This is a genomic window from Pseudarthrobacter sp. PS3-L1 (assembly GCF_030063285.1).
Taxonomy (GTDB): domain Bacteria; phylum Actinomycetota; class Actinomycetes; order Actinomycetales; family Micrococcaceae; genus Arthrobacter.
The window spans coordinates 1-24,497 of sequence record NZ_JASISU010000008.1 but is presented as its reverse complement, the minus strand read 5'-3'; the positions used below and the strand labels follow the sequence as shown (position 1 = coordinate 24,497).

The window sequence follows — 24,497 nt, the reverse complement described above, 5'->3', positions numbered from 1 at the left end:
CCCCCTGCGAAGTCCGCCTGGCCGAAAGGTCAGGTGGACTTTTTCAGGTTCCGGCCCATAATGGCCTGCGTGAGGGCGTCGATCACCTCGGCGTTGGCGAGCGGGTTGCGGATCAGCGTGAAATCCACGTCACCTACAGGCGGCAGTTCGAAGCGTCGGGTGATGATCTTCAGGTCCTCAGGGACCAGCGACGACGGCATGACAGCCACGCCTATTCCAGCCCGGACGGCAGCAAGGACTCCACTGATCTGGCGGGTGGTGCAGGTGATGCGCCAGGTCCGGCCGTGGGATTCGAGGGCGTCAATGGCGAGTTTCCGGCTCAGGCTGGGCGCGGGGTAGGCGATGAGGGGTACTGGTTGGCCAGGGTCCAGCGATGTTTGCTCCAGGCCCACCCAAGAGAAAGAATCGTGCTGGACTACCGTGCCATCCTTGGCCCCGGCCACCCACTTCACAAACACCAGATCGAGCTGCCCGGCGTTGAGCCGGCGGTACAGATGATCGCTCTGCCCCACGGTGAGCTCAAGCTGGATCTGTGGGTAGATCTGACGGAACTCGCGCAGAATGCGGGGCAGGCCGGTGATCGCGAGGTCATCTGCCGTGCCAAATCGCAGCTTTCCGCGCATTGCCGAGCCGGAGAAATAGCGCGCTGCTGAGTCGTGGGCGGCCAGAATTGTCCGGGCGAACCCAGCCATGGCGTCGCCGTTGTCGGTGAGGCGGACGTCCCGGGTGTCCCGCGCCACCAGGACGCGCTTGGCGGCGGCTTCGAGCTTGCGCACGTGCTGGCTGACGGTGGGCTGGGCGAGACCAAGGCGCTCGGCCGCCTTGGTGAAACTCAATGTTTCCGCGACAGCCACAAAGGACCTCAGCTGGGCTGGTTCAAACATGGGACTCCCGGGTCTGTGGCTGGTAGTTGGGCGCGGACGGTATTGGTGCTCCCTGGCAACCCCTTGGAAGTATTGCATTTCATTATGCGAGTTATATCTCCGATAGGTTCCCATAATCCATTGGCTCAGCCTAGCGTTGAAGGCAACCAAGCCAAACCCCTTCCCAAGGAATTACTGTGGCACCCCCTTCGCCGTCAGCGGCACACGTCAGCCAGCCCGTCATCGATTCGGCCGCCGCGGCAACGCAGCTTCCTGGCCAGACACTCCCCGCACCCACTACACCTGCCGGACCCAGCGCGCCACACCCCGACAGCGTGACGCAACCGATCGCCGTCGTCCATGAAAAACTCCCCTGGCGGCACACATTCATCTCGCTGAGTGTGCCGAATTTCCGGATCTTCGCCATTGGCCACTTCATCGCCGTCATTGCCCTGTGGATGCAGCGCATTGCCCAGGACTGGCTGGTCCTGGAACTCTCCGGCTCGGTGACTGCGGTGGGGATTACCGTGGCGCTGCAATTTTTGCCGTCTCTGCTGCTGGGGCCGTGGGGCGGCATGATTGCCGATCGATTCCCCAAGCGGAAAATTCTGATGCTGTGCCAATCCGTGGCTGCCGGCCTGGCTGCAACACTGGCTGTCCTGTCCCTCACGGGAGCCATTGAAGTGTGGTACGTATATGGGATCGCGTTGATCCTGGGCCTCGTGACAGTGCTGGACCAGCCGGCACGGCAGGTTTTTGTCAACGAACTGGTGGGTCCCAAGTATCTGCGAAATGCCATCAGCGTCAACTCCACCACATTCCAGCTGGGCGGCCTGATTGGACCGGCACTGGCGGGGATCCTGTTGACTGCCGTGGGCGCAGGGTGGGCCTTCGCTGCAAATGCGGCGGCGTGCTGCTCCACCGTTGCCATGCTCCTGATCCTCCGTAAAGACAGATTGATCATCAGTGCCCCCACGCCCAAGAGCAAAGGAATGCTGAAAGCCGGGCTCCACTATGCATTGAGCAAGCCGACAATCTACTGGCCGTGGTTGATGGCCGGGTTCATCGCGGTGTTTGCCATGAGCTTGCCGGTATTGCTCGCGGCTTTTGCTGACCACGTCTACGACATTGGCGCGGGAGGCTACGGATTCCTCAACTCCATGGTGGCGGTGGGCGCACTGGTAGGCGCCGTTGCTTCGACCCGACGCCGGCAACTCCGGCTTCGTTCGGTCATTGTCCCCGCCGGCATGTATGGCGTGTTGCTGTGCCTGTCTGCCTTTGCCCCATCCATTGTCTGGTTCAGTATTGCGATGGTGTTCTCCGGCTTCTGGTGCCTGATGTTCCTGACGGCCTCCAACCAGATGGTGCAGACCAGTTCAAACATGAGCATCAGGGGCCGGGTCATGAGCCTCTACCTGGTGGTCCTCATCGGCGGCCAGGCGATCGGCGGGCCGATGATGGGGTGGATCGCAGAGCATCTGAGTCCGCAGACTGCACTGCTGGTGGCTGGTGCCGTCCCCGCTGCTGCTGCTCTGACAGTAGGTATCATCCTGGCGAGGAAGGGTTCGTTGCTGCTTCGCGTGGATCTGAGCGACAGGCGGCGGCCCGTGCGGATTGTCAGCAGTCCTTCGGCGGCATAGCGGAATAGGGCTTCGCGCTGCGGTGTTCTTCAGATAGAACCCACAACGGAAAGAAGGACCAGAATCATGCGCGCTATTCGTCAGCACAGCTTCGGCGAACCCTGGGATGTCCTGCAGGTTGATGACATTGCCACCCCGGAGCCCGGCGTCGGTCAAGTGCGGGTCCGCACCCTCATGTCGCCGATCCACAACCATGACCTCTGGACGGTCAGGGGAACCTACGGCTTTAAGCCCGAGCTTCCCGCTCTGGCCGGGACCGAGGCGGTTGGCGTCATTGACGCACTGGGTGAAGGCGTTGAGCACCTGACTCTGGGCCAGCGCGTGGCAACGGGTGGCACTTTCGGCGTTTGGGCAGAGTACTTTATTGCCCAGGCAGCAGGCCTGATCCCGGTTGACGAGAGCGCCACTGACGAAGTTTCCTCGCAGCTCGTCTCCATGCCTTTTTCGGCGCTTGCCCTTCTTGACTGGCTTGGCCTCAAACAGGGCGACTGGATCATTCAGAATGCCGCCAACGGGGCCGTGGGCCGGCTCCTGGCTCAGCTCGCTCCGACCCGCGGAGTGAACGTCATTGGATTGGTCCGGCGTGATGCTGGGGTGGCCGAGCTCGCCGCACAGGGAATCGAGCGCATTGTTTCCACCGAGAACGAAGGGTGGCAGGATCGGGTAGCCGAACTCACCGGTGGAGCGACTATTGTCGCTGGCGTTGACTCGGTGGGCGCAGAGTCCAGTAACGACGTCCTTTCACAGATTGGTGAGAACGGCACCCTGGTGGTGTTTGGCGCCATGGGCGCCACCACCATGACCCTGAGTTCTGGATCGATTATCTTCAAGAATCTCTCCGTCAAGGGCTTCTGGGGCAGCAGCGTCATGGGTGCCATGTCGGCAGAACGTCGTGGTGAACTCTTTGGCGAACTGCTTGCGCGGGTCAACGATGGAACCATCTCCTTCCCAACGGAGGCGGTTTACCCCTTCGCTGAGGTTCAGGATGCCGCGCGGGCCAACTTTGTTGCGGGCCGCAAGGGCAAGGTCATGCTCCGCCCGTAGCTCTCAGGCGAGCTGCCCTTGAGGTCAGCGGACTGTCGGCTGAACCGACTCTGCTGCGGTGGTTCCCACCCACTCAAGGGCAGCTACCACCAGCGCCGAGATGCCGGCGTCGAGCGTTGGACGAATCACCGGCGCGAACAGTGGCGAGTGATTGGACGGTATGGTTGCTGCGACAGAGCCGTTCTGGACTGCTGTTGCGTAGGTTTGTGGGTCTGTCCCGCCCAGGAGCCAGTAAACCAAAGGCGCCCCGGCGGCGGTGGCGAAAGTTCCCACGTCTTCGCTGCCGGTTACTGCTCCGGGGTCGACGGCGCCGCCCAAGTGTGAGGTGAAAGCTGCCCGCACGCGGGCTGTCGCGTCAGTGTCGTTGACGACAACGGGAAAGTATTCTTCTGCGTTGATCTGTGGCGGTGTGGGTGCACCGGAGGCTTCCGCCTCAGCGTTGATGACGCGTGTCATGCCGGCGATCAGGCGTTTCCGGACGGCCGGATCAGCCGTGCGCATGCTGATCCCCAATGTCGCGTCCGCCGCAATGATGTTGTTCTTGGTGCCCGAGTGCACCTGGCCCACTGTGAGGACTCCTGTTTCGTTGCCGCCAATTTCCCGGGACACCAGCGTCTGGAGCCGGAGGATGGTGGCGGCGGCGAGGACCACTGGGTCCACAGTGGTTTCCGGGCGGGAGCCATGCCCGCTCCGGCCGTACAGGGTGACGGCAAAACTGTCGGAGCCCGCAAAGGCTGGGCCCGCGTGGACACCCAGCGCTCCAGCGGGGAAGGGTGCAACATGTTGGCCCAGGACGACGTCGGGGCGTGGCACACGGTCAAAAAGTCCATCCGCCACCATGTCCCGGGCGCCAGCGCCGGTCTCCTCGGCAGGCTGGAAGACGAGCACCACTGTTCCGGACCAGGCTGAACGATGCGTGGCGAAAAGCCGCGCGGCACCCAGCAGGCAGGTGACGTGCATGTCGTGGCCGCAGGCGTGCATGACGGGAACATCGGCTCCGGAGGGGCTGGTTCCATGGGCCGTGCTTGCGTAGTCCAGTCCCGTTGCTTCCAGGACAGGAAGGCCGTCCATGTCAGCCCGCAGCATCACGGTGGCCCCGCTGCCATTTCGAAGAATGCCAACGACGCCGGTCCCACCAATTCCTGACTCAACCGCCCAGCCCATGGTGGTGAGGAGTTCTGCAATGATCCGGGCGGTGCGAACTTCTGCTCCGGAGAGCTCCGGGTTCTGGTGGAGATCACGGTAGACATCGCTGAGCTCCTCTGCCACCTCTGCGACGTCCTTTAATACGTTGGTCATGACAGTCCTCTCTTCGTTTCCCTGCTTTTCGACACTACGCCCGGCGCCGCAGCAATCGTGATTCATACTGATGTATGAGACGTGGGTCACACTACCCATCCACGGCGGTATCACTGCCGAACTGCTGAAGTACTTTAGTGTTCAACAAACGAAAATACTGGGAGCTCCGTTGACGGACAGTGCGCCGACAGATGACATGGGGGCGGTTCACGAGCCGCCCAGAAAAGCGACAGGTGCTGCGTCCGGTGCAGCGATCCCGTCGCATCGGTTGCACCTTTGGCCGCCGCACGTTTCCGGAACGCAGCCCGGGGCGGACTCCGATGTTCCCTAGGTCCTGCCGCCAGCAAGGCCCCAAGCGCGGTGGTGCGGGCCTTGACGGCAGGTCGCTGGAATCAGCCATGGTGGGCTGCCTGGGTTTTGTGGATGCGTTTGGCTAGAACGTGTTGCGCCATGTTGTGATTGTGCTGGCGACGTGATCCAGGTCGGATTCAAGGAGGAAATGTCCGCCGTCGACCAGTTCGATCTGGGCGTGTGGGGCATCGCGGCTGAAGGCCTCAGCGCCGGGGGAGGCGAAGATCTCATCATTTCGGCCCCAGATTGCCAATACCGGCACCTTGGATGACCGCAGCCACTCGTGGACTGCGGGGTAGAGCAGGCGATTGGTTGCGTAGTCGCGAAAGAGCGAAAGCTGCACGAGGTCCTGTCCGGGGCGGGCCAGGAGGGAGAGGTCATGCTCCCACGCGTCCGGGTCGATGGTGCTGGGGTCCGGGACGCCATGGAGGTATTGCCACTGGACTGCATCGCGTCCGAGCGCTGGACGGAGGGCGTCTCGTCGTTCCGCAGTCCGTTCATCAGCGTCCGCCCAGATTGGGTCCCAGAAGGTTGGGACAAAACCCTCTTCGTAAGCGTTTCCATTCTGCGAAATTAGGCCCTCCACGGCTGCGGGATCAGCGAGGGCCAGGCGCCAGCCAATCGGGGCGCCATAGTCCTGCACATACATCGTGTACTTCCCAACGCCAATGGCTTCCAGGAAGCGTTGTGTCATGCCGGTGAGTGCGTCAAAGGTGTAGTCAAAGTTGTCGACAGATGGTGCTGATGAGCGCCCAAACCCGATGAGGTCGGGAGCTATGACCCTGTAGCGTTCGGCTAGCTTTGGGATCAGGTGGCGGAACATATGCGAACTTGTCGGGTAGCCGTGCAGCAGGAGAATCACCGGGGCTGTGGCTGGACCAGCTTCGCGCCAGAAGACAGAGAGCCCCTCAACCGAGACTGTGTTGTGATGGACAGTGACCATGAATAACCCCTTTGGATTGTTTTAGTGGTTATTCAGAATGTAGCATGGAAGTCCGCAGTGAGCAGGATGGACAATGGGGGAGTGATCTTGACCGACGAAGAGCTGTTATTGGCAGTACTGAACAGTGCGCCAGTTATCGATGGGGCGGTCACGGACGAGCTCAGCGGTGGTGGCGGTAGTACTTTCGCACTTCGCTTGGGAGGTTCAGGTTCCGCCACTGAGGTTAATCAGCTTCGCCGAACTCGCGCGGCGCTCCAGGCAGCCATCCGGAATCCTGCCGAGACCAACGTTGCAGGCCTGGCATCTGTGCTTGCTCACGCCGTCCGCACGCCCGAGGTCACGCCTGCGGGGGTGAGTTGGCACGTACGAGCAGCGGTGGATGACCTCCTTGCGGTCCGTCTGGTCATGGCATGGTCGGATGTTCTTGAGCAATATCCTGGGCGCTTGCGGGCCTGCGCCAATGCAGACTGCAACCTTTTCCTGGTGGACCATAGCCGTCCCGGAACGGCCAAATGGTGCTCGATGGCCACGTGCGGGAACCGAATGAAAGCGCGTGCTTACGCAGTCCGCGCGCGCGGCTGACCTGAGCGCGCGGGGGTCAAGGCCTGCCGCTGAGCCGCCCGCGGAGCTATCGTTTTGCCTGAAAGATGATGCTGTTCGAATTCTAGGATCTGGGCCCATGTCCTGAGTGCCGTCGCCCTCCTGCGCGGTTTCGGGTCAGGGCCTCATGGTGGTTTGTTCATCGATGGCGTGGTTGATCGCGTTGGCCAGCCGGGTGCGTTCCTTGCGAATCCAGCTTCCACCGGCGTAGTTCTCGAGGAACGTTTCCGCGAAATCTGCTGGGTTGTCTCCGACCAGGGAACGGATGGGGACGTCGTCGGCAGCGCTCTGTTCAAGCAGATCGGCCAAATCGGAGAACATGGCCGTCAGCGCCTTGCTGTCGTCGCTGGGGCCCATGTACATCAGATAGCGCTCAAGGGCTTTGGCTGTTTCCCGGTATCCCGACGGGAGTTTCTTCACCCTGGTCTTGTATTCGAGGTATTTCTTCTTGCCGCTGAGATCTCTAACAAGCTCGTCGATCCACATGGTCATTTCCTTTCCTGTCGGAGCAGTTCTAGTCGTTCTGTGAGGAAGCTCCAGGTCCTCCAGAAGTCATCGAGGTACTCGATGCCTGATGTGTTGAGTGAATAGACCTTGCGGGGTGGGCCCTTCTCTGAGGGCACTTTTGACACATCTACGAGGCCGCGTTGTTCAATCCGGACGAGGAGGGCGTAGACGGTGCCTTCGGCGATGTCGGTGAAGCCCTGATCGCGTAGTCGCGCCGTGATGTCGTAGCCGTAGGCTGGCTGGCTGGCCAGAATTGCCAGAACAATACCTTCCAGAGTGCCTTTGAGCATCTCTGTCATTTGTTTTGCCATGACGTCCCCTTCAACTACTCGGTGTTGCTGACTACCACTAGATAGTATCACCGAATAGCGCGTGGGAAGCAGGAAGAATCGTTGATTGTCTTCAGTCGCGGCAGTAAAAGACGGTGTAGTCCTCGACGTGGGTCTGGGCGAGGAGAGAACTGTCTTGTATCAGCGCGTCTTCGGCGATCGCCAGGTCACGTCCCCGTGGGACAGGGGCAGTGGCGGCAGCAGTGTCAGCCACATCTGGATCAGCGCGGCACTTGCCAATACGCTCACTGTCATTCCTGGCGTCACTGTCTTTCACCGTCTACCTGATTGACCCCAACGGCTCCTATTGGTCCAAGCTGTCCCTGGGGTGGACGCAGCAGCAGAACGGGCGGTACGGCATCGGCCCGAAAGCACACTTCAGCTACAACCATGAAGGCCTCGCCGACGGGGCCCGGCGCTTCAGGACCCTCCCCGGGATCCGGCAGGTGATTCCAATACTGGGCTTGAATGTCACCCGCTACCAGGCGTTGATTCCAGCCGCAATCCGCCGATCACCCCCTAAGTCCGGTGGTCTCCCCAGGGCGTGGGACTATTCACGATCAACGAGATGACGGACTTCATCAGCTCCAGCATCACCGCTGCTTTGCCAGCCTGGCAGGATAATCCCCAGCTCCGGACCGCCATGATTGACCTGCAGGAACGGACTCTCTTCACGTTCACCTGATTATCACCGGCTGGCCCGCAAGAGGCACGGTTGCTTTAAGAGCGTCGTGAAATTGCTTTTTCTGTTTTTGGGCAGGCTTAGGTGAACGTGCCGAAGGGTCCGGCATGGTCGGAGGGGATCTGCTCTCCTCGGGTTGTCAGTGAGATGGCCAGAAATACGATTCCGGCCAGCAGCACAAACCCGCCTGCTAATCCTGCGAGTGGGGGTCTGGTTCTCATCGGGTCGAAGGTGTTGTTCTTCGATAACGGCAAGACTCTTACTGGTGTGGTTGCTTTTTGGCTGCGCGCCAACGCTTGGGTAGCGAGTGAAGGGACCGGTATGCAAGAACGCTCGCGAGAGATAGGAAAATGACGCCAGAAACGTAGTCAGCTGTCCACCATTTCAGCGGCAGGGCGGCCTTGTTGGCCGCAGCCAGGTTTCCGACGGCCCGTTCAAGCCCGGACAGATCGTCGCAGGGCTCAAAGCAGTCAGCGTCTCACAGCTCCACCGATGCCGTGTCCAGCGAGTCCCGCTGACGTCGCATATGGTGCAGTTCCACGTTTCCGGACGTAGCGGACGAAGATCAAAAATTGACTTTGCACAATGATTCCATGAAGTCCGGCTAGCGGATTCTCATACGGGACGGCCCGGCCGACTTTACTCCAGAAAAGGCCTTTGCCGGCCACGACGCCGCCGCGGATGTTGCGGTCGCTGAACGGTCCCCCGCCCAGATGCGTGGCCTCCCGGCTGGGATCAGCGTTTTGCGGGAGATTGGGTTGCACCTGCCGTAGCGTCATGTGCTCTGCTTGAAGCACGTCCCGTCCCCGCGCAGAGAGGTCCGCCATGCACCCGTTCCCGACCCCGCCCCGTCAGGTCCCGATCGGCGACGCCGCGGCGTTCGTCGGCATCACTCCCCGGGCGATTCGCCATTACCACCAGGTCGGCGTGCTCCCCGAGGGCGAGCGGGGCAGCGACGGTCGCCGCCGATACGGCTATGCGGAAATCATCCGGCTGCTCTGGATCCGCCGCATGGCCGACGCCGGAATCGCTCTCGACGACATCCGTGACGGCTTCGACGGTGCCGCACCAGGCAGCGCCGACGGAGAGGACGAGGTCGACGGCGTTCTCGCGCGGCTGGAGGACACCCTCGCCGCGCAGGTAGCCGAGCTGCACCGGAAGCAGGCTTCGGTGCAGCGCATGCGGACCCTTGGCAGTCGGTTGGGTTTGCTCGACGATCTCGTCTCCGGCCGCCTTGAGGGCGCGCCCGAAGGTTCGCTGCGGCAGGGCGACCTGGACGTCCTGCTGGTGACCGAGCGGATCTTCGGTCCGCTCGGTGCTGCAGTCCAGGCCGGCCGCTTCCTCGCCCTGGCAACCGATCCGGCACTGCGGGCGGAGTCTGACCGCGTTGACGCGGCCGAGGAGGCACTGGACCACACGGTCGCCGTCGACGATCCCCGGGTAGCGCAGGTGGCGGCCGAGCGGCACGCTTTCGAAATCGCACTGATGCGCGTCATCGAGGAGTCTGGTCAGTTGGAGGAGGACGATGCTCTCTTCGACGCCTGGGACGAGGTGCACCCGCCTGAGGAGGCCGACGCGGCGCCCAGCCCCAACCCGGCAGAGGGCACTCGCGCCAGGAGTGCGGGGGAGATCATCGGGAGAATGCCCTACGACTTTTCACCGGCCCGCCTGCGGTGCATGGAGTTGACGGTGCGACTTGGCGCGACGGCGGTGCCAGCGCCCTAAGTGAGGCATCCAGCCTCGGCAAAGTCCGCGCCAGACGTGCCGCGGGCTCGGAGAAGCCAGTCGCATCACTTGATGGCGTGCTTTTCCAGGAAGTTCATGCCCTCGGGCTGGGCCGGGGTGCGGCGTCATGATGTGTATGTGGACTAGGGGGTCTCGGGTACACGGGTGTCGAGGTCTACGTTCGACTGGGCGCTGAAGGCGTTGGTTCAGGGGGACACTCCACACAGAACATGCTTGCTTTTGCTAATGAGTTGCATGGGCACGAGCTTGGGCTTGGTGCTGGGTTGCGGGTTTTTGAATCTTGGGGAGGGGACATGGAGTCAACAACCCCGATGGGCTCGATGGTGTTCACGATCAGGGCGGCCCTGGCTCAGACGGAACATGAGATCAAAAGCGAACTCGTCACCGATTCCATCAGCAAACGCAGAGCGGCAGGGAAGAATCTGGGCGGCCGGCCGGCCGGCATGGGTAACGGATAGCCAGAATCGTAACGCGATGCATCTGGTGGATAGCGGGGAACATGGCGCTCATGCCGTGGGCCAACGTTTATAGACGCTCACGAGGGCCTGTCCGTCTGATCAGCACATCACGATGACAGGGGGTGACGTACTTTCGGTGACTGAGTATTTTGGCTTGGAGCTAGAGACAACCAGTGCTGCGCCGGACAATGCGATGGTCAATGAGGCTGCGAGAAGCCATCCCAGGAGATCAGGGCCAGCCGACACAAGGATCACATTGGTCAGACCGCGCAGCCGGGATGCTACGGCTAGTGCAGTTCCCGCAGCGAAAAGCCCTGACAAGACGAAAAACGGACGATCAGCCCTTGTTCCTTGAAGATTGTTGCTCTTTGCCGAAACGAAGCTGAACACAGCTGTCAGCAACGAGAGTGCAATGGAGATTGCCATAGCAGCGATGTACAACCAAGGAACCTGGATTATCAAGATCCCAAATGCCCGACGTTACCCGACGGTGTGGCGTCACCGACAATTAGAAGGAGCGGTGCGCGTCCTCCGGGTCCTTGGGTGAGACATCGCGCCGTTTCTTCACGAGCTTGCTGGCGCTCACCAGCCGTAGTGCGGTCACCAGTAAGATCCCGCCAAGGACATTAAAGACCACTGCGTACGAAAACCAGCCGAGCCATTCGATGTAACTGATGTCAGCGCCCGTGTGGATGGCACCGAAGATCAGGAGCGAGTCCAGGATCGAGTGGAAGAGTTGCAGCCCGTAGAGCAGGAAAGCGCCAATGATGGCGGCTACTATTTTTCCGGTGACGCTGTCTGTGCCGTGCTGCATACGGGTCATCAACGTGATGGTAGTGCCCGCTAATACGGCCAGACACACAGATTTCCAGTTAAACCCGGCGTCGATGTAGTGAGTGGCTTCTTTGGTGATGGTCTCGCTCCATTGCGGGAACGCTGTCATGATCAATGCCATGAACAACCAGCCGCCAGCCAGGTTGGCAATGAGCGTTCCTCCCCAGAGCTTCCCGAGCTGCGCGTAGCTTGCCTCCCGTGCGACGACGGCGGCAATCGGCACTAGAAAGCCTTCTGTGAACAACTCGCTCTTGGCCAGTAGGAGGGCGATGAGGCCTGCGCTGAACGCTAGTCCCGCGAGAAGGTGGTTTCCTGTTTCATAGAGAACGCCCAGATAAGCCATGATGCCAATGCCGATTTCAAACCCGCCGAACAGGCCGGTGATGAGCACGTCTCGAAGGGAGCGGTTTAGCCGCTGTGCGCCCTCCTCGACCGTGCGATCGAAGAATTCCTCCACCTCCTCCTCGACCGGCCCTGAATTATTGCCGAGTTCTCGCCTTCGTGCATCGCCGTCGGTGTCGCTCATTTGTGTCGCCTATCCGCCTGAAAATATGTGGCTACTATACGCTGACGCTGCTGCTGGTCGGCGTCCTCGGTGTCTCCCATCGGCGCGCCTGTCAGCTCGTACGATGCCCGCGTCCCTCGCCGATAGAACGTACGACTGTATGAGTCGCGACGTACCGCACTCCGGTCCCTCAGATTCGATTGACTTCGCTGTACTTGTTGCTCATTTCGTGGCCGCAGCGCTGCCCGCCTATCGGTTCCCTGGGGATTCCTTTGAGATGACGACCGGCGAGGAATGCCTGAACGCGCGGTGTCCTTGGATGCCTCACTGGCGCTCATTCGGGAACGGATCGAAGACCGTTCACGGATTGAGTGGAATTTGCCTCAGTGGTCCAACGCTGTTGGTACCAAGGTATTAGTGGCACAGGAGTGTGCCGGTTAAAATGCTGGTTCGGTATCGAACGTCGTCAAAAGGTGCGGGGGACCGATATTGAACGCCTAGTTGGGGTGTACCCCAACCTGATGTCAGGGCTGACTTATGGTCCCGTGTCAGAGTAGGGCCGGATATCGTTTTTGGTGACAGCTGTTTCTCTGGGTCTTGGATTTCAATCGGACACAAGGGGGAGGGGTGCGGTTATGGCATGCTGTGAGCGTTGGCCGCTATCCAACAACACAGTAGAAAGGGAGCGTTCTGGTCCGTACCAGGGCGCTCCCTTTGCTATCTACGATGGGTTTTCCTTTGGGGGCCGTGTTCATATTTGTTGTTGACGTGGACTTCGGGGAGGCACCTTTTCCGTGCTCGGAGAGTGCAAGTGCGCGTATGGATTCAGTGTTGGTCCGATGGTGAGGATTCGCCGTTGCCTGGGATCATCCCGCATGTGGGTTGTTTTAGTTGGCGTCCGGATGCAGTGCGAGGATGGCATCGATTTCACGGTGGACTCGGTCGTGGTCGAAGGGCTGATAACTGAGGGCGTCGGTGATGCGGGTGCTGAGGGCAGCGAATAGAGCGATGGAGGCGCGCAGGGCCTTGGTTGAGTCCGTTGCGTTGAAATGTCCCCAGCATTGTTCGAGGGCTTGTTGGATGTCGGGGTCCATCCATTGCCGCATGTGGGAGCCCAGGAAACGCACGTCGTAATCAAGTCCGTGACGCACCTGATGATCCCACTCAATAATCGTCAGCAGCGCGGCTTTCAGGTCTAGGTCGCGGATCTTGGTTGACCAGGGCTCGTCTCGGACGATTGCTTTTGCGCACATCAGCGCGGCCGCGTACCCCCAGTTGACTTGCTCTTCGACTGTGGCTTCCGCGGGTAGCGACGCGACCGCCGTGAGGTGCCGTGATTCCACAAGGCCGTCTTTGTCCACAAGAACAGTGAAAGGCCGCTCGTAGCGGATGATTGGCAGCGTGTCAGCCCTGATCACAGTCAGGTCCAGTTTGCCTCCGATGTAGTACACCAAACGTGCTGGATGCCAGTTAGGGGTTTCCAAGCGTTCGACAACGAGTACATCCCCGAGCTGATCCCACCAAGAATCATCTGCAAGGAGCGGTGCCGGGTCGGTAGCATAGATTTCGATATCGCGATCCGAGAGGGGGTGTGTCTCGTGGGCGGCGGCGGACCCGGTCAGCACCAGGGCGCGTACATTGTCGTTGTTCTGCGCCCATTTGGTCAGGACGTCGATTACCTTCTCGTAGTCCACCCATCAAGCTTTCCATAGAAGCAGCATGCGCAAGCCGTTGCACCACGGAAGCGTGCGCATTCAGCCCGGTTCCCCAGGCAACACATTCCCTCATACCCCTTGTGGTTTCACGTGCAATGCCGGCCGTGTGCGATGCAACTCCGTGTAGTTGTGTTTTATCGCATGTGTTTCGAGGCACTTGGGTTATGCGACACCAAATGTTTGCGGAGAGATGGTTCATCTGCCCGGTTGGGGACCCTGATCGCCACGAGACCCACTTTTTCACGTGCTTAGGGGCTGGGAATTGTGGGCTGAGCAAGCCGCCGCAAGGCCGTGACATGAATTGGCGAAGTGGGGCCACCAAATAAGAGCGCGTGCGATACGCTCTCACGATGATCGATTACAGCACCCTGCCCTTGTGCGAATTCGCTTTCCCCGGTCCTGTCCGGGACCAGCTGGTGGCAGCCGTTCTGGATGGCTCCAAGACCTCCACGACCTCCATGCTCATTGAGTACGAGATTGAACAGCAGGATTTGCCCTTGGCTGGCTTGCAGGAAGTTGTCATCGATTCCGCCGGAACGCCCATTGCCGTTATTGAGATGACGGAAATACGCCAGGCCCGGCTGAGCGAGGTGGATTTGCAGCATGCTATCGACGAGGGTGAGGGCTTCACTACCGTCGCCCAGTGGAGAGCTGGTCACGAGGAGTTCTGGCATTCGCAGGACATGCGCGATGAAATGAACGACCCCCACTTCTCGGTCGACGACGACACCGTGCTGGTGCTCCAGCGGTTCAAAGTCGTTGCGCGCCTGCCCTAGTGCCTCGACATTCAATCGGAGTGTTCTACAACCTGTGGCAGCCACACACCAACAACGGCAGTCACTCACCAGCCACAGCAATGGCAGATTTTAGATCAAATAACAGCCACGACCTGAGGCCGAAAACCTAACCAGCTATCTCCTATCCTTAAACCCTCACAAACCGGCTGCAGCTGTGTTGTATCGCATGGATTTCGAGGCGCTTCGGTTATGCGGCACCATGCTTCTGTGGTGGGAGTGTTCGTGTACCCCATGGGGAGCCTAGCTGGGCGGTGGGGGTTGTCACTGACACGTCAGGGCTGAGACTCTGATCTACATGCGTCATTATCTGATCGTCATCTTGAGTGTCCTTGCCGTACTCGCAGCCAATGTTGTCTTGGACGTTTATACAGACGTCCCGATGCTCATTCGGTGGGCTTTTTCGATTGGGATTGGGCTGCTCATCACCGCGGTGTTGAGTCGGATTTCCCAACATCGCCAGGCGCGAAACAGGCCCAATGAAGCGGGTGGCCTGTAGGATTTTTCTTCACCGGTCGAGTGAACTGCTGTGGTAAACACAGGCAGCAAAAAATCACCCCGCGCGTCTAGTGAGGGAACTTTCGACGTCGTTTTGAGGCTGGTTTCTATCGATAAGGAGTTCACCGGTGATTCTCCCGGAGATCCGCGATCCTCGTTTTATTACACTCCGTCGGGGAGGGACCCTGACTGATTCTGATCACCGTCTCCTTACTCTTTGGGCATCCTTATGCGCAGAGCATGTTCTTGATCTCTTCGAGTCCGCACGGCCAGGGGATCTCCGTCCGCGTCAGGCAGTGGAGGGTTCCCGCGCCTGGGTGCGTGGCGAGGTGAAAATGATGGAGACCCGGGCCCTGGGCGGGCATGCGATGGGCGCGGCCAGAGACCTAGGTGGGGCCGCACGCTACGCCGCGTATGCGTGCGGTCAGGCGGGGGTCGTCCCGCATGTAGCTGCTCATGAGCTTGGGGCGGCCGCGTACGCGATCAAGGCCGTGCGAGCTGCAGCCCCGAAAGGCCAGGATGTCGCTGCCGGGCAACGGGAGTGTCAATGGCAGCGTGATCAGCTCCCGGAGGGTATTCGAGAGCTTGTCCTTGATGACCAGCGGTTACGCAATGACATTTGCTGGTCCGTTTTCGATCCACGTTAGCTTGCCGGAAAAACCTTCGAATATCCCTGTTCAAGACGTGTGTGCATGGTTGCGCGAAACTCTCTATCACCGGGCAAAGAGAGAGCCGCCGAACCAGAAAATCCCGATCACGATATAGAAGAACCCCATGGCTTTAATCGAGCCGACGTCAGCGAATGTGAAATGTTCTGGGGAGATTCCGCGGCTTTCCTTGTAGAGGCGAGACCAGGTCGTAGCTGCCCCGTTGACGTCCCTGTAGACACAGAAGCCGAGAAGAACGAGAGCTACTCCCGCCATTGCAACGCAAATTCGAATAGTCCACGGTTCACCTGTAAGGGCGACTAGCAGGAACCCCAGAAGAAACATCGACGAAGCCACCCACGAGAGTCCTCGCGCGGGCTGCGGCATTTCCCGTCCAAATCTCTTGATCAGGCGAATCGTTTTGATAAATCCTCCAAAAACAACGGTTTGCAGTAATTTCGCGATCTTTCCGATAAGTGCTCGCGTCAACTCTAGACGGGTCAGCACCGAACTCACGTTGCTCCTGTCTGCCGTTTTTGGACTGATTTAAACGTTGGTAGCAGAGCCAGTTGATGACAGCAGTACTGCCTGGCATGAGTTGATCGCGCCGGCCGTCAGCTGGTCTGCCACCGGCCGCGGTCCCTCCCTTTGCGATTCCGGGCCCGTGTAGGTGTTGGGATGCCCGGTTACCCCGCTCAGCAGAAATGTCCCTTTCGTTGCAGCGCAAGGTATGGCATACATTCCTGAGGAGGCGAGGCTGCGTATCGACTGCGTGCACTACGACCAGCAGTCGGTGTGTTGCATCGTATGGGTTACGAGGCACTAAGGTTACGAGACACCATTTGTTTGCGGAGAGACGGTTTATCTGCCCGGTTGGGAACCTCCAGTGAAACGGAGGGAGGGGTAGTCTCACCGTCATCTGTGCCAAGACGAAGATAAGAGCTATTTTTTCTCATATTTGCGATAAATCCAGAACGCAGTGCCGATCGCGATGAGAAAAGTTACACCAATAGGAATGAAAAATATCGGATCCATAATTTCAGTATATTAAATTTTTCATTCGAAGGTACATCCGCGTTGCCGCACAGGTCGTTAATACCGGAGTGCTCTACCTGATGAGTAGGTCGTTATCCCGTAAGTGAGACGGTGGACAGTTCACTTCGAGAGTTGAAGTATTCATCGTGCAGCGGACGTCGATGCGTGTCACAGGGGAACCTCTACCGGGCTGCATGGCGGATACGGACCGGTGAGTGTGGGTGAAAGCCTGAGAGGGTGGAACTCTAGTGCGCCGGTCAGAGTATTGCGGTCAGTACTCCGCCGTCAGCGCGCACGGCAGTTCCGTTTGTCGCGGAGGAAAGGGGACTTGAGAGATACACGGCGAGGTTCGCGATTTCGGCGGGCTCAATGAAGCGCTCAAGGAGAGATGTCTGGTTGCCACCAATGATCATTGCTTTCATCTCATCCGCTGACATTTGCTGCGCCTCAGCGATGTCATGGATGGTACCGGCAACACCGTCAGAGTAGGTCGGGCCGCCGAGGATCGTGTTGACCGTCACGCCGGTCCCGCGGGTGAGCTTGGCGAGGCCGTTGCTCAAGGCGAGCATCCCTGATTTCGTCACGCCGTAGTGCATCATGTCAGCGGGTACGTTTACACCTGATTCGCTGCCTACGAAAATGATCCGACCCCAGCCAGCATCGATCATCCCGGGTAGTAGCTCTCTGGAGAGCCGGACTCCGCTCATCACGTTTACCGCGAAATAACGAGACCATTCATCGTCAGATATTTCAGTGAAGGGCTTTAGCCCGAAGAGACCGACGTTATTGACAAGGATGTCGACGGCCCCGAGCGAGCTGAGCAGGCTCTGCACCGCCGAGGCGTCTGTGAAGTCCGCCGCAATGCCGGCAACGACCCCGCCGGGCACTTCGGCTTGAAGGTTCTTCACCGATTGCTGGAGGTGGCTGGCATCGCGGCCGTTGATTACCACCTCGGCCCCCTCTTGGAGGAGCGCCTTCGCGATCGAGTACCCAATCCCTTGCGTTGACCCGCTTATGAAGGCGCGTTTGGTTGACAGCTGCATGTCCATGGTTGTTTTAGCCTCTCATTATTGCTTGCTCAGTCAAGTAAAGATATTCAAAACTGTTTGCCCAGTCAAGTAAACAGGTAACCTGTATGCATGACTGATTCCAGCGTCCCAAACCTCCTCAAGGGAGATAACCTCACGTCGTGGGCAGCTCTTGCGACGGTATTGGAATGGCTGCCTGCCGCACTCGATGCGCCTTTGGTTCGTAATTTCGACCTCACGCACTTCGAGTACGGCATCCTCTTTGCCTTGGCTGACGCGCCGAACCAGACGCTGGGGATGACTGTCCTGGCCGGCTATGCCAATAGCTCGCTTTCTAGGCTCTCTCGAGCAGTATCGCGGATTGAGGGTCGCGGTTGGGTACGGCGCAGTCGTGACCCTTTGGATGCGCGGTCGACCTTGGCCTCCCTGACCGAAGCCGGGCTTGCGATGGTCGAAAAGTCCACTCCCGTGCATTCTCGGACCGTCACGAAATTAGTCCTGGAGCCTCTCACGACCGCCCAACGGGGTCAGCTGCGCGATATCAGTCTTCGGATCCAACACGCGATTCGGGAGCAGGAGAGTTGGCGGGCAACAAGTACCCACTCTTCCGACACTGACTAACCTCGATATTTCATTGGCACGGGCAAGGGTCGCTGGATATCGAAAATAGAAGTAAGTTCCGCCGGAACGCCAATGCATTACGGCTTGATGCTGGTGCCCCACAGCCGTCCCGTATTACGGTCGGCCACCGGGCGCCTCACCTCCGATCATGATGCAGTGCCCTGTCGATACTTGGATTCCCGTTACCCCGCCCGGTGAAGTTGACCGCACGGGTGCCCTATCTGCAACACGACTTGGCGTCTTGTATCCCATGGGTTTAGAGGCATGTAGGTTATGCGACACCGTCCTTCCACGGTGAGAAAGTTCATCTGCCCGGTTGGGAACGTTCAGTGGGCCTGCTTTTGGCCGGTGGAATAGTATCGCTGGATAAGTCGTCGAGTATGAAATGCCGCGAGCAGCCCGGAGACTGTGGCGAAGCTGGCTCCGAATCCTGCCAGCGCCAACCCGGTTTCTCCCAGGGCATGGAAAGCGACGACGGTGTAAACGGCCGTCACCGCGGCTGCTCCCAATCCAGCGGTAAGCGCGCCTGGCAGCACAACTGATAAGGAGGTACTGGCGTCAATCCACAGCGCCGCTACCGAACCGGCACCCGTTGCCAGCCCGGCACCGGCTCCGAGAACGAGCCCAAGGACGGCCATGAAGAATATCTGGCCACCATTCATGCCCCAGAGCCCAAACTGCTCCGGATACAGGGCTGCCTGAACGATCGAAAATGCTGAGATGCCCGCGCTGATACACGCGCCCAGCAGGGCACCAGTGGAAACAGCCCGGACCAGGAGAGGCAACGCTACTGTCTTCACATTTCGTATCGCTGCCGGACCCATATTCGACACCTTAGCGGACGGCGTAGAAGAGGTAGCGCCACCTGCACTGTTGAGGGCGGTTATTGGAATCAGTCAAAAACGACCGGTATTGAAATTCGCGTGCGGCATAGCTGGGAGCCGATGAGTTTTGACGTGTTGGGTCCGGTTCGGCCCGCTGACGGATCCTTGTCCGCTGACTTAGCTGTAGTCAGCGGTGACTGTCTTGGTGGCACCGTCGAGGCGGATCAGGCCACCGTGCGGAAGAACCCACTGGGGTCGGGTGTGGCCGAAGGGCACTCCGACACAGACGACAGCGTCCGGGTTGTAGGTACTTACCTGCTCGGTGATTGCCTCGCTTTGTTCCGCGCGTAGCCGGGCCCGGACGTCGGCTGCCGGAACAGGGGCGCCCAAACGACTGACTGGCGGCCTGGCAACCAATATGCCAGTGGCGGCTTCGAGGATTCCTCTTTCACCCAGGGCCCGCACCCACCCTTTCACTTCGTCCGCGGGCGGCAGTTCCTCGCTGGTCTCAAATAGCAGGACTGCCCCTTGGAGGTCTTCCACCGCAGGCATCCGATCTGCCATTGCGATCTGGTCGATTACCTCGAGGCAACCGCCCCACGATCGTCCTTCCACGATCGTCCTCGGACCAGTCCAGGCCCACGGTTCTGTCGGCTCTCGGAAACCAAACTCGGTCAGGGCGCGAGGCTCGGTCCAGGTGATTCCGTAGTCCTCTGACTCTCCAGGATCGGTTAGTTCGATTGTTCCGCCGTCAATCAGTGCGGCGCGAAGCGAGAGGAGGTGCGACGTGTCAATGCGTGGACCTGCTCCCAGGTGTACCTGTGTGGAACCACCGTAGTAGCTGGGGATTCCGAGGCCCCACAGGAAGTTATGCAGGTTTGTGTTGTCGCTGTAGCCGAGGAAGGGCTTCGGATTGCCGGCTACGACGTCGGCATCAATATGTCTAATCACCGTGATTTGGTCGTTGCCTCCGATTGTCGCAAGCACACCTCGGATACTGGGGTCGGCGAATGCGGCATTAATGTCAGCTGCCCGAGCACGGGCGCTTGCGCCCAGTTGTCTTGTCGTGGGGTACTCAACTGGAACTAAACCCGTAGATTCTGCCAGACGCCTCATAGCCTGCTCGTGAACGTCTTCCGATACAGCAGGAGCGGCAAATGCTGGAGAAAGGACCGCAATCCGATCACCAGCGTGAGCCTTGGCCATGGCAGCAAATTGTTTTGACGTCATCTCATCATTAGATCAGTCATGGAATTAATTCCACGGTTTCCACACCGGCCCGTCCGCCGCGGCTTAGGGAAAGACAATGACCTCTAGCGGTCCCTCTTCAGCTGTTGGGACTTCGAAATGGTCAAAATACTCGGCAGCCAGTTCCAGCACGGTGCTTCCCTTTGCATCTGGCCATCGTCTCCGCGCAGTCTTTTATCAGTTCCAGCATGCCTATATGAGGTGTACTCCAGACTGACGTCAGCTGCTAGCTATAGCCGCATGTGGGATGCTCAGCGCAAATGGCAACTACTGTCCATGTTGTCCACGAAGTTCACCCCACCCGAAGCGGCTTTCGGCGATGAAGTCTTGAAGGTCACTGTGCACGAAAGAAATGAGGGCGTTCGATCCGCCGTCGAGCCGGAGGCTGCCGGATCCGCCGGCCTCGCCAAGCACCTCCCACCTGACCCAGGCTTCATTCGGTGCGATGAGTGCATCATCGGGAAGCTCAACTTCGTTGGAGTAATCAGAAACCCTCTCGATTCGCCACACCAAGGTGCCGAGCTCCGTGGAACTTAGCATCGCCTCAAACATGGGTTCGAGGAGCAGCTTCACTTCTCGGACACACATGAGTTCGGTCATACGCTCATAGTAGAGACGTCCGAAGCCGCAACGCGTGATTCACTGCCCGTTGGGATTGGCTTCTGGGCAGCGGCTCACGTTGTCGCGTATGTCGGTATGGTAGCGGCATGACGATCGACCTGCGCACCATGTCCGCCGACGACTGGCGATCTTGGCGGTCGGTGAGGCTTGCTGCGTTGACCGACGCGCCGGGTGCTTTCGGCTCAAGCCTTCATGAGTGGGCAGAAGCGCCGGAGGAACGCTGGCGTGCGCGACTGTCTATTCCTGGAGCGATCGATTTGATGGCCTTCGATGCCGACGAGAACGCTCCAGTAGGCATGGCTACTGGCACCCTCGGGGATGACAACGACAGCCGCGCCCAGCTGACCTCTATGTGGGTTGACCCTACCGTTCGCGGTCGTGGCGTCGCCACCGTGCTCATCACTGCGATCGCTCGCTGGGCGGTGAGCATTGGCGCAGCGACGCTCGCCTTGACCGTAATGCCGGACAATCTCACAGCCCGACGCGCCTACGAAAGGAACGGCTTTGTCGTGTCTGGTGAACCGGGCGCTCTGCTACCTGGTGGCCAGCGCGAGTTAGTCATGCTCCGCGACCTCGGTCTTCAGGGCCCCGTCTGTGACTAGCGGTAGGCCGGAAGAAGAAACCGCGCCAGCTACCAATCACTAGAATCTGGCTCTGATTCGCCAAGATCTCGGCGACGGTCGCGCAGCTCATGTTTGTCCTGATCGGCCACTAAGCGCTGCGGAAAACACGCCAAGTATCGTTCAGACCCACACAATGATGCAGTTCAGCGCTTTGTGCGACCGGTTGAGGAACGGCGGATTGCAATGACCGCTGGAATCCGCCGATCCTCTAACGGTCACTCCGCGGCCGTGGTGGGGTGGTGACTGCGCCTAGGAACCAAGGGAGGCTAATCATGAAGCCGATGAGTCCCGCCCCGAATGGGACCCATAGGAAAGGCGTGAAGCTTGTCGTCAAGTTATTCTCGTCCGCAACTATCCCGGCATGCCAGGGCGCGATTCCGCCGCTTACCAGGAGGGTAAGGCTCACCGCCAGCGCGAGCATCGACATCGCTACCGATTTTCTGATCATGCTGGCCCCCAGGTCCCTGTAGATACAAGCGCAAGTTTTCATGCTAGTCGTCCGGATGCTCGTTTAGACGTGTGTAAGCCGGTCCTTGACCGGACGAATTATGCGCAACGAGGTCTCGTTTCATGAGAGTGCGGGCAGGTGCCATAGGTTCATGGGCATCGCTAGGTTTCCGAGTTGTGAATGATCTGTTCAAGGCATGCCACGTGGGAGAGGAAGGCTTTTCGGCCCGTCTCCGTGAGCGAGGCCCAGCCGTGCGGGCGGGTGTTGACCGTACGAGAGGAGAGTCGTATGTAGCCGGCGTCCTCTAGCCGCTTGAGGTGTTTGCTGAGAACTGAGGGGCTGACGTCCAGGCTGTCCCGCAGGAGTTGGTATTCCGTATCGCCGAGCCGGTGCAGGAGGCTGCAGATGCGCAGGCGGTATGGGCTGTGAATTACGTCGTCCGAGGCTGGCAGCGGCGATTCTTGTGTAGGCATTATCGGTTCTCGCGGATCGAATTGGCGAGTGCATTCTCCATCCGGGCGCTTGACCAAAGGCATGCGGCGCCTGCGAGAACGGATCCGAGCCAAAGTACCCATTCCTCGTTTGTAACGGTAAAGAGGAAAATACCGGCTGCCCCGAATGCTAATACGGCCCCCGTTTGCAGCAGCCCCCATCGAAGGGCAGGGCCGTCGGCCCAGGGATCGGCCTGGGTTTTGGTGACCCAAGGGCGGACAAGGCCCAGTCCTACCGCAGCTGCGGCGCTGATGGAGATGACCAGGATGAATGCGCTACCTTCCAAACCGAAAGCCCGGATAAATGCAACCACCGCCAGTGCGAACGCGAAGCGGTACCAGAATGGAGCACGAACTCTCGGGGCGATCCTCGATGTGTCCTCCCGGAGCGTTCTAAGGGCTTTGCGAGCTGCGGTTGCTTCAGTTTTCCCGTTGTCATTTTCCATATTAGAAAACTATCTATTTCCGATACGGAAAGTCACGAGCCAATGTATTGGGTTGAGTCGATTCCAGCGCCCGTAAGCCGGTCGGCCAACGGGCGCCTCACCTCTGATCATGATGCAGTGCCCTGTCGATACTGGGATGTCCGTTTACCCCGCCCGGTGAAATTGACCGCAAGGGTGCCCTATCTGCGACACGGCTTGGCGTCTTGTATCTCTAGGGTTACGAGGCGTCTCACGGGTCCAGAAATCGGAAGCGGGGGAGTGGCTCGTTTCCCCCGGGTTTCTGCGGTATTGTCGATCCTCAAAAATTCTCGTATCTATGTGTTGTAAGTGTCTGGTTGAATTGATGCACACACTGTTAGTTATGAGACATGTTGGAGGTTGTTGTGGGGAAGTTGATTGGTTACGCAAGAGTATCGACGCGGCAGCAGTCCACGGATCGGCAGGAGCAAGATCTTCTGGCCGCTGGTGTGCGCCGTGATGATCTGTATGTCGATCACGGGGTTTCCGGTGCCCGGGCCTCGAGGCCGGAGTTCGACCGGGCCCTGGAAGCATTGGTGGAGGGGGACACCTTGGTGATTACGACACTGGATCGTCTGGGACGCTCTACCCAGAACATGTTGGCGTTTGCTAATGAGTTACGTGACCGGGGTGCTGGGTTGCGGGTGTTGAACCTTGGGGGAGGGGATGTGGATACAACGACCCCTATGGGCTCGATGTTGTTCACGATCATGGCTGCCCTGGCTCAAATGGAGCACGAGATCAAAAGCGAACGCGTCACCGACTCCATCAGCAAACGCAGGGCAGCAGGGAAGAACCTGGGCGGCCGGCCAGTACGGGTAACGGATAGTCAGATCAGAACGGCCGTGCGCCTGGTGGATGGTGGGGAACCCGCCGCCCAGGTCGCGCGGGATCTTGGCATGTCGAGAGCGACGTTCTACAGACGCTCGCGAGGACTTGATGCCTAGGTCAAGGAGTCAAGAAGGCCCGGGGGAAATCCCTCAGAATCTATTTTTGATCCGGTCTTGTTAGGTATTTCACCCAAGGCAACACGATGAAACCCACTGCGATTGCCATAGGAGTAAAAACAAATACGCTGCCGGGTTCAGTGAGGAAACGAGAAAGGATAAATGTTGCTCCGAGACCACCCAGAAAGAGACATACCGTCATAAGCCATAATTTGCGACGCGATGAATTAGTTTTCATTTGCCGTTTGTTCTCCCGATACTTCACTCAAAGTTAGTTTCTTGCTGACTGTTTTTTCTCTTATCAGATAGCGCTCTGAAGTAGCGGAGCAAAACCTCCGGTCAAACCAGCACCACAGCTAGCACCAATGTCACCTAAGGATGTTTTTGCTTGATCAAACGCATTTGCTGACCCAACACCTACTGCTCCTGCAACGCAACCACCCACTGCTACTCCTATGACCGCAGCACCCACAGGCGATACGAACGGTGCCACAGCTACGCCTACAACCACTCCAGCTGCCGCTCCAATTAGTCCACCCACAATTCCGCCGAACAGTAATCCTCCTGGGGACTATCTCATTAACGGTGTATCCGGCAGTTTTCTTTAGTAGTTTTCAGCTGCCGGGAATCGGTCGCTGAAGGTGATGGCGAAGGCGTTCAAAGCGGGTTTCCAACGCACGGCCCACCGGGTT

27 protein-coding genes are annotated in these 24,497 nt (G+C 59.2%); 12 read left to right on the top strand and 15 right to left on the bottom strand.

Going from position 1 to position 24,497, the window contains the following annotated elements:
• Positions 1 to 29: 29 nt before the first annotated feature.
• Positions 30 to 884: a LysR substrate-binding domain-containing protein gene (locus QMG79_RS16005; protein ID WP_283539624.1), complete on the bottom strand. Its 855-nt coding sequence runs from the start codon at positions 882 to 884 to the stop codon at positions 30 to 32.
• Positions 885 to 1,060: 176 nt separating this feature from the next.
• On the opposite strand from QMG79_RS16005, the gene QMG79_RS16000 reads away from it, so the two are divergent.
• On the top strand, positions 1,061 to 2,503 hold the full coding sequence (locus tag QMG79_RS16000) for an MFS transporter (protein ID WP_283539623.1): 1,443 nt from the start codon (positions 1,061 to 1,063) through the stop codon (positions 2,501 to 2,503).
• A 66-nt stretch (positions 2,504 to 2,569) separates the two neighbouring features.
• On the top strand, positions 2,570 to 3,547 hold the full coding sequence (locus QMG79_RS15995; RefSeq protein WP_283539622.1) for a zinc-binding dehydrogenase: 978 nt from the start codon (positions 2,570 to 2,572) through the stop codon (positions 3,545 to 3,547).
• Between the two features lie 24 nt (positions 3,548 to 3,571).
• Here the strand turns inward: QMG79_RS15995 and QMG79_RS15990 are convergent, their stop codons facing one another.
• Positions 3,572 to 4,846, bottom strand: coding sequence for an amidohydrolase (locus QMG79_RS15990; protein ID WP_283539621.1), 1,275 nt, complete (start codon positions 4,844 to 4,846; stop codon positions 3,572 to 3,574).
• 433 nt (positions 4,847 to 5,279) lie between these two features.
• Entirely contained in the window at positions 5,280 to 6,140 is an 861-nt protein-coding gene (locus QMG79_RS15985; RefSeq protein WP_283539620.1) for an alpha/beta fold hydrolase, read from the bottom strand.
• A gap of 81 nt (positions 6,141 to 6,221) precedes the next feature.
• Here QMG79_RS15985 and QMG79_RS15980 point away from each other — a divergent pair, with 81 nt between their 5' ends.
• A complete protein-coding gene (locus QMG79_RS15980; protein ID WP_283539619.1) occupies positions 6,222 to 6,722 on the top strand; it encodes a CGNR zinc finger domain-containing protein in 501 nt (166 codons plus the stop codon).
• A gap of 135 nt (positions 6,723 to 6,857) precedes the next feature.
• On the opposite strand, the gene QMG79_RS15975 is transcribed toward QMG79_RS15980, so the two are convergent.
• Together QMG79_RS15975 and QMG79_RS15970 are read right to left on the bottom strand one after the other, a co-directional pair.
• On the bottom strand, positions 6,858 to 7,232 hold the full coding sequence (locus tag QMG79_RS15975) for a DUF1048 domain-containing protein (RefSeq protein WP_283539618.1): 375 nt from the start codon (positions 7,230 to 7,232) through the stop codon (positions 6,858 to 6,860).
• Positions 7,229 to 7,558 (bottom strand): PadR family transcriptional regulator, encoded by a 330-nt coding sequence (locus QMG79_RS15970; RefSeq protein WP_283539617.1) that lies wholly within the window; start codon positions 7,556 to 7,558, stop codon positions 7,229 to 7,231. The genes QMG79_RS15975 and QMG79_RS15970 overlap by 4 nt, the downstream gene beginning before the upstream one ends.
• 85 nt (positions 7,559 to 7,643) lie before the next feature.
• Here QMG79_RS15970 and QMG79_RS15965 point away from each other — a divergent pair, with 85 nt between their 5' ends.
• The 3 genes from QMG79_RS15965 to QMG79_RS16595 all read left to right on the top strand — a co-directional run bounded on the left by QMG79_RS15965 (position 7,644) and on the right by QMG79_RS16595 (position 10,462).
• Complete coding sequence (locus tag QMG79_RS15965) at positions 7,644 to 7,868, top strand: hypothetical protein (RefSeq protein ID WP_283539616.1); 225 nt, start codon at positions 7,644 to 7,646, stop codon at positions 7,866 to 7,868.
• Positions 7,869 to 9,083: 1,215 nt separating this feature from the next.
• A complete protein-coding gene (locus QMG79_RS15960) occupies positions 9,084 to 9,983 on the top strand; it encodes a helix-turn-helix domain-containing protein (protein ID WP_283539615.1) in 900 nt (299 codons plus the stop codon).
• A gap of 314 nt (positions 9,984 to 10,297) precedes the next feature.
• Complete coding sequence (locus QMG79_RS16595; RefSeq protein ID WP_349357269.1) at positions 10,298 to 10,462, top strand: hypothetical protein; 165 nt, start codon at positions 10,298 to 10,300, stop codon at positions 10,460 to 10,462.
• 99 nt (positions 10,463 to 10,561) lie between these two features.
• Here QMG79_RS16595 and QMG79_RS15950 read toward each other — a convergent pair whose 3' ends face one another.
• The 3 genes from QMG79_RS15950 to QMG79_RS15940 form a co-directional block, all read right to left on the bottom strand.
• Positions 10,562 to 10,888 (bottom strand): hypothetical protein, encoded by a 327-nt coding sequence (locus QMG79_RS15950; RefSeq protein ID WP_283539614.1) that lies wholly within the window; start codon positions 10,886 to 10,888, stop codon positions 10,562 to 10,564.
• Between the two features lie 82 nt (positions 10,889 to 10,970).
• Entirely contained in the window at positions 10,971 to 11,822 is an 852-nt protein-coding gene (locus QMG79_RS15945; protein WP_283539613.1) for a formate/nitrite transporter family protein, read from the bottom strand.
• Between the two features lie 866 nt (positions 11,823 to 12,688).
• Positions 12,689 to 13,495 (bottom strand): aminoglycoside 6-adenylyltransferase, encoded by an 807-nt coding sequence (locus QMG79_RS15940; RefSeq protein WP_283539612.1) that lies wholly within the window; start codon positions 13,493 to 13,495, stop codon positions 12,689 to 12,691.
• Between the two features lie 371 nt (positions 13,496 to 13,866).
• On the opposite strand from QMG79_RS15940, the gene QMG79_RS15935 reads away from it, so the two are divergent.
• From QMG79_RS15935 to QMG79_RS15925, 3 genes are all read left to right on the top strand, one after another.
• The gene (locus QMG79_RS15935; protein ID WP_283539611.1) at positions 13,867 to 14,292 is read left to right on the top strand and encodes an ASCH domain-containing protein; all 426 of its coding nucleotides are present in this window, start codon (positions 13,867 to 13,869) and stop codon (positions 14,290 to 14,292) included.
• Between the two features lie 316 nt (positions 14,293 to 14,608).
• Positions 14,609 to 14,809 carry a hypothetical protein gene (locus QMG79_RS15930; RefSeq protein WP_283539610.1) on the top strand — a complete coding sequence of 67 codons (201 nt, stop codon included), beginning with the start codon at positions 14,609 to 14,611 and terminating at the stop codon, positions 14,807 to 14,809.
• Between the two features lie 127 nt (positions 14,810 to 14,936).
• Positions 14,937 to 15,455, top strand: a complete 519-nt coding sequence (locus tag QMG79_RS15925) for a putative immunity protein (RefSeq protein WP_283539609.1) — start codon at positions 14,937 to 14,939, stop codon at positions 15,453 to 15,455.
• A 66-nt stretch (positions 15,456 to 15,521) separates the two neighbouring features.
• On the opposite strand, the gene QMG79_RS15920 is transcribed toward QMG79_RS15925, so the two are convergent.
• Positions 15,522 to 15,971: a hypothetical protein gene (locus tag QMG79_RS15920; protein ID WP_283539608.1), complete on the bottom strand. Its 450-nt coding sequence runs from the start codon at positions 15,969 to 15,971 to the stop codon at positions 15,522 to 15,524.
• Between the two features lie 776 nt (positions 15,972 to 16,747).
• Positions 16,748 to 17,539, bottom strand: coding sequence for an SDR family NAD(P)-dependent oxidoreductase (locus QMG79_RS15915; RefSeq protein ID WP_283539607.1), 792 nt, complete (start codon positions 17,537 to 17,539; stop codon positions 16,748 to 16,750).
• 90 nt (positions 17,540 to 17,629) lie between these two features.
• Here QMG79_RS15915 and QMG79_RS15910 point away from each other — a divergent pair, with 90 nt between their 5' ends.
• Positions 17,630 to 18,139: a MarR family winged helix-turn-helix transcriptional regulator gene (locus QMG79_RS15910; RefSeq protein ID WP_283539606.1), complete on the top strand. Its 510-nt coding sequence runs from the start codon at positions 17,630 to 17,632 to the stop codon at positions 18,137 to 18,139.
• A gap of 326 nt (positions 18,140 to 18,465) precedes the next feature.
• Here QMG79_RS15910 and QMG79_RS15905 read toward each other — a convergent pair whose 3' ends face one another.
• The 3 genes from QMG79_RS15905 to QMG79_RS15895 all read right to left on the bottom strand — a co-directional run bounded on the left by QMG79_RS15905 (position 18,466) and on the right by QMG79_RS15895 (position 20,811).
• On the bottom strand, positions 18,466 to 18,963 hold the full coding sequence (locus QMG79_RS15905) for a hypothetical protein (protein ID WP_283539605.1): 498 nt from the start codon (positions 18,961 to 18,963) through the stop codon (positions 18,466 to 18,468).
• 177 nt (positions 18,964 to 19,140) lie between these two features.
• Positions 19,141 to 20,193 (bottom strand): S66 family peptidase, encoded by a 1,053-nt coding sequence (locus QMG79_RS15900; RefSeq protein ID WP_283539604.1) that lies wholly within the window; start codon positions 20,191 to 20,193, stop codon positions 19,141 to 19,143.
• Between the two features lie 285 nt (positions 20,194 to 20,478).
• Positions 20,479 to 20,811 (bottom strand): hypothetical protein, encoded by a 333-nt coding sequence (locus tag QMG79_RS15895; RefSeq protein ID WP_283539603.1) that lies wholly within the window; start codon positions 20,809 to 20,811, stop codon positions 20,479 to 20,481.
• A gap of 107 nt (positions 20,812 to 20,918) precedes the next feature.
• On the opposite strand from QMG79_RS15895, the gene QMG79_RS15890 reads away from it, so the two are divergent.
• A complete protein-coding gene (locus tag QMG79_RS15890) occupies positions 20,919 to 21,434 on the top strand; it encodes a GNAT family N-acetyltransferase (protein WP_283539602.1) in 516 nt (171 codons plus the stop codon).
• A 630-nt stretch (positions 21,435 to 22,064) separates the two neighbouring features.
• Here the strand turns inward: QMG79_RS15890 and QMG79_RS15885 are convergent.
• Together QMG79_RS15885 and QMG79_RS15880 are read right to left on the bottom strand one after the other, a co-directional pair.
• The gene (locus tag QMG79_RS15885; RefSeq protein WP_283539601.1) at positions 22,065 to 22,376 is read right to left on the bottom strand and encodes a transcriptional regulator; all 312 of its coding nucleotides are present in this window, start codon (positions 22,374 to 22,376) and stop codon (positions 22,065 to 22,067) included.
• A complete protein-coding gene (locus QMG79_RS15880) occupies positions 22,376 to 22,840 on the bottom strand; it encodes a hypothetical protein (RefSeq protein ID WP_283539600.1) in 465 nt (154 codons plus the stop codon). The genes QMG79_RS15885 and QMG79_RS15880 overlap by 1 nt, the downstream gene beginning before the upstream one ends.
• A 383-nt stretch (positions 22,841 to 23,223) precedes the next feature.
• Here QMG79_RS15880 and QMG79_RS15875 point away from each other — a divergent pair, with 383 nt between their 5' ends.
• Positions 23,224 to 23,805, top strand: a complete 582-nt coding sequence (locus QMG79_RS15875) for a recombinase family protein (protein ID WP_283539641.1) — start codon at positions 23,224 to 23,226, stop codon at positions 23,803 to 23,805.
• The last annotated feature ends 692 nt before the right edge of the window (positions 23,806 to 24,497 follow it).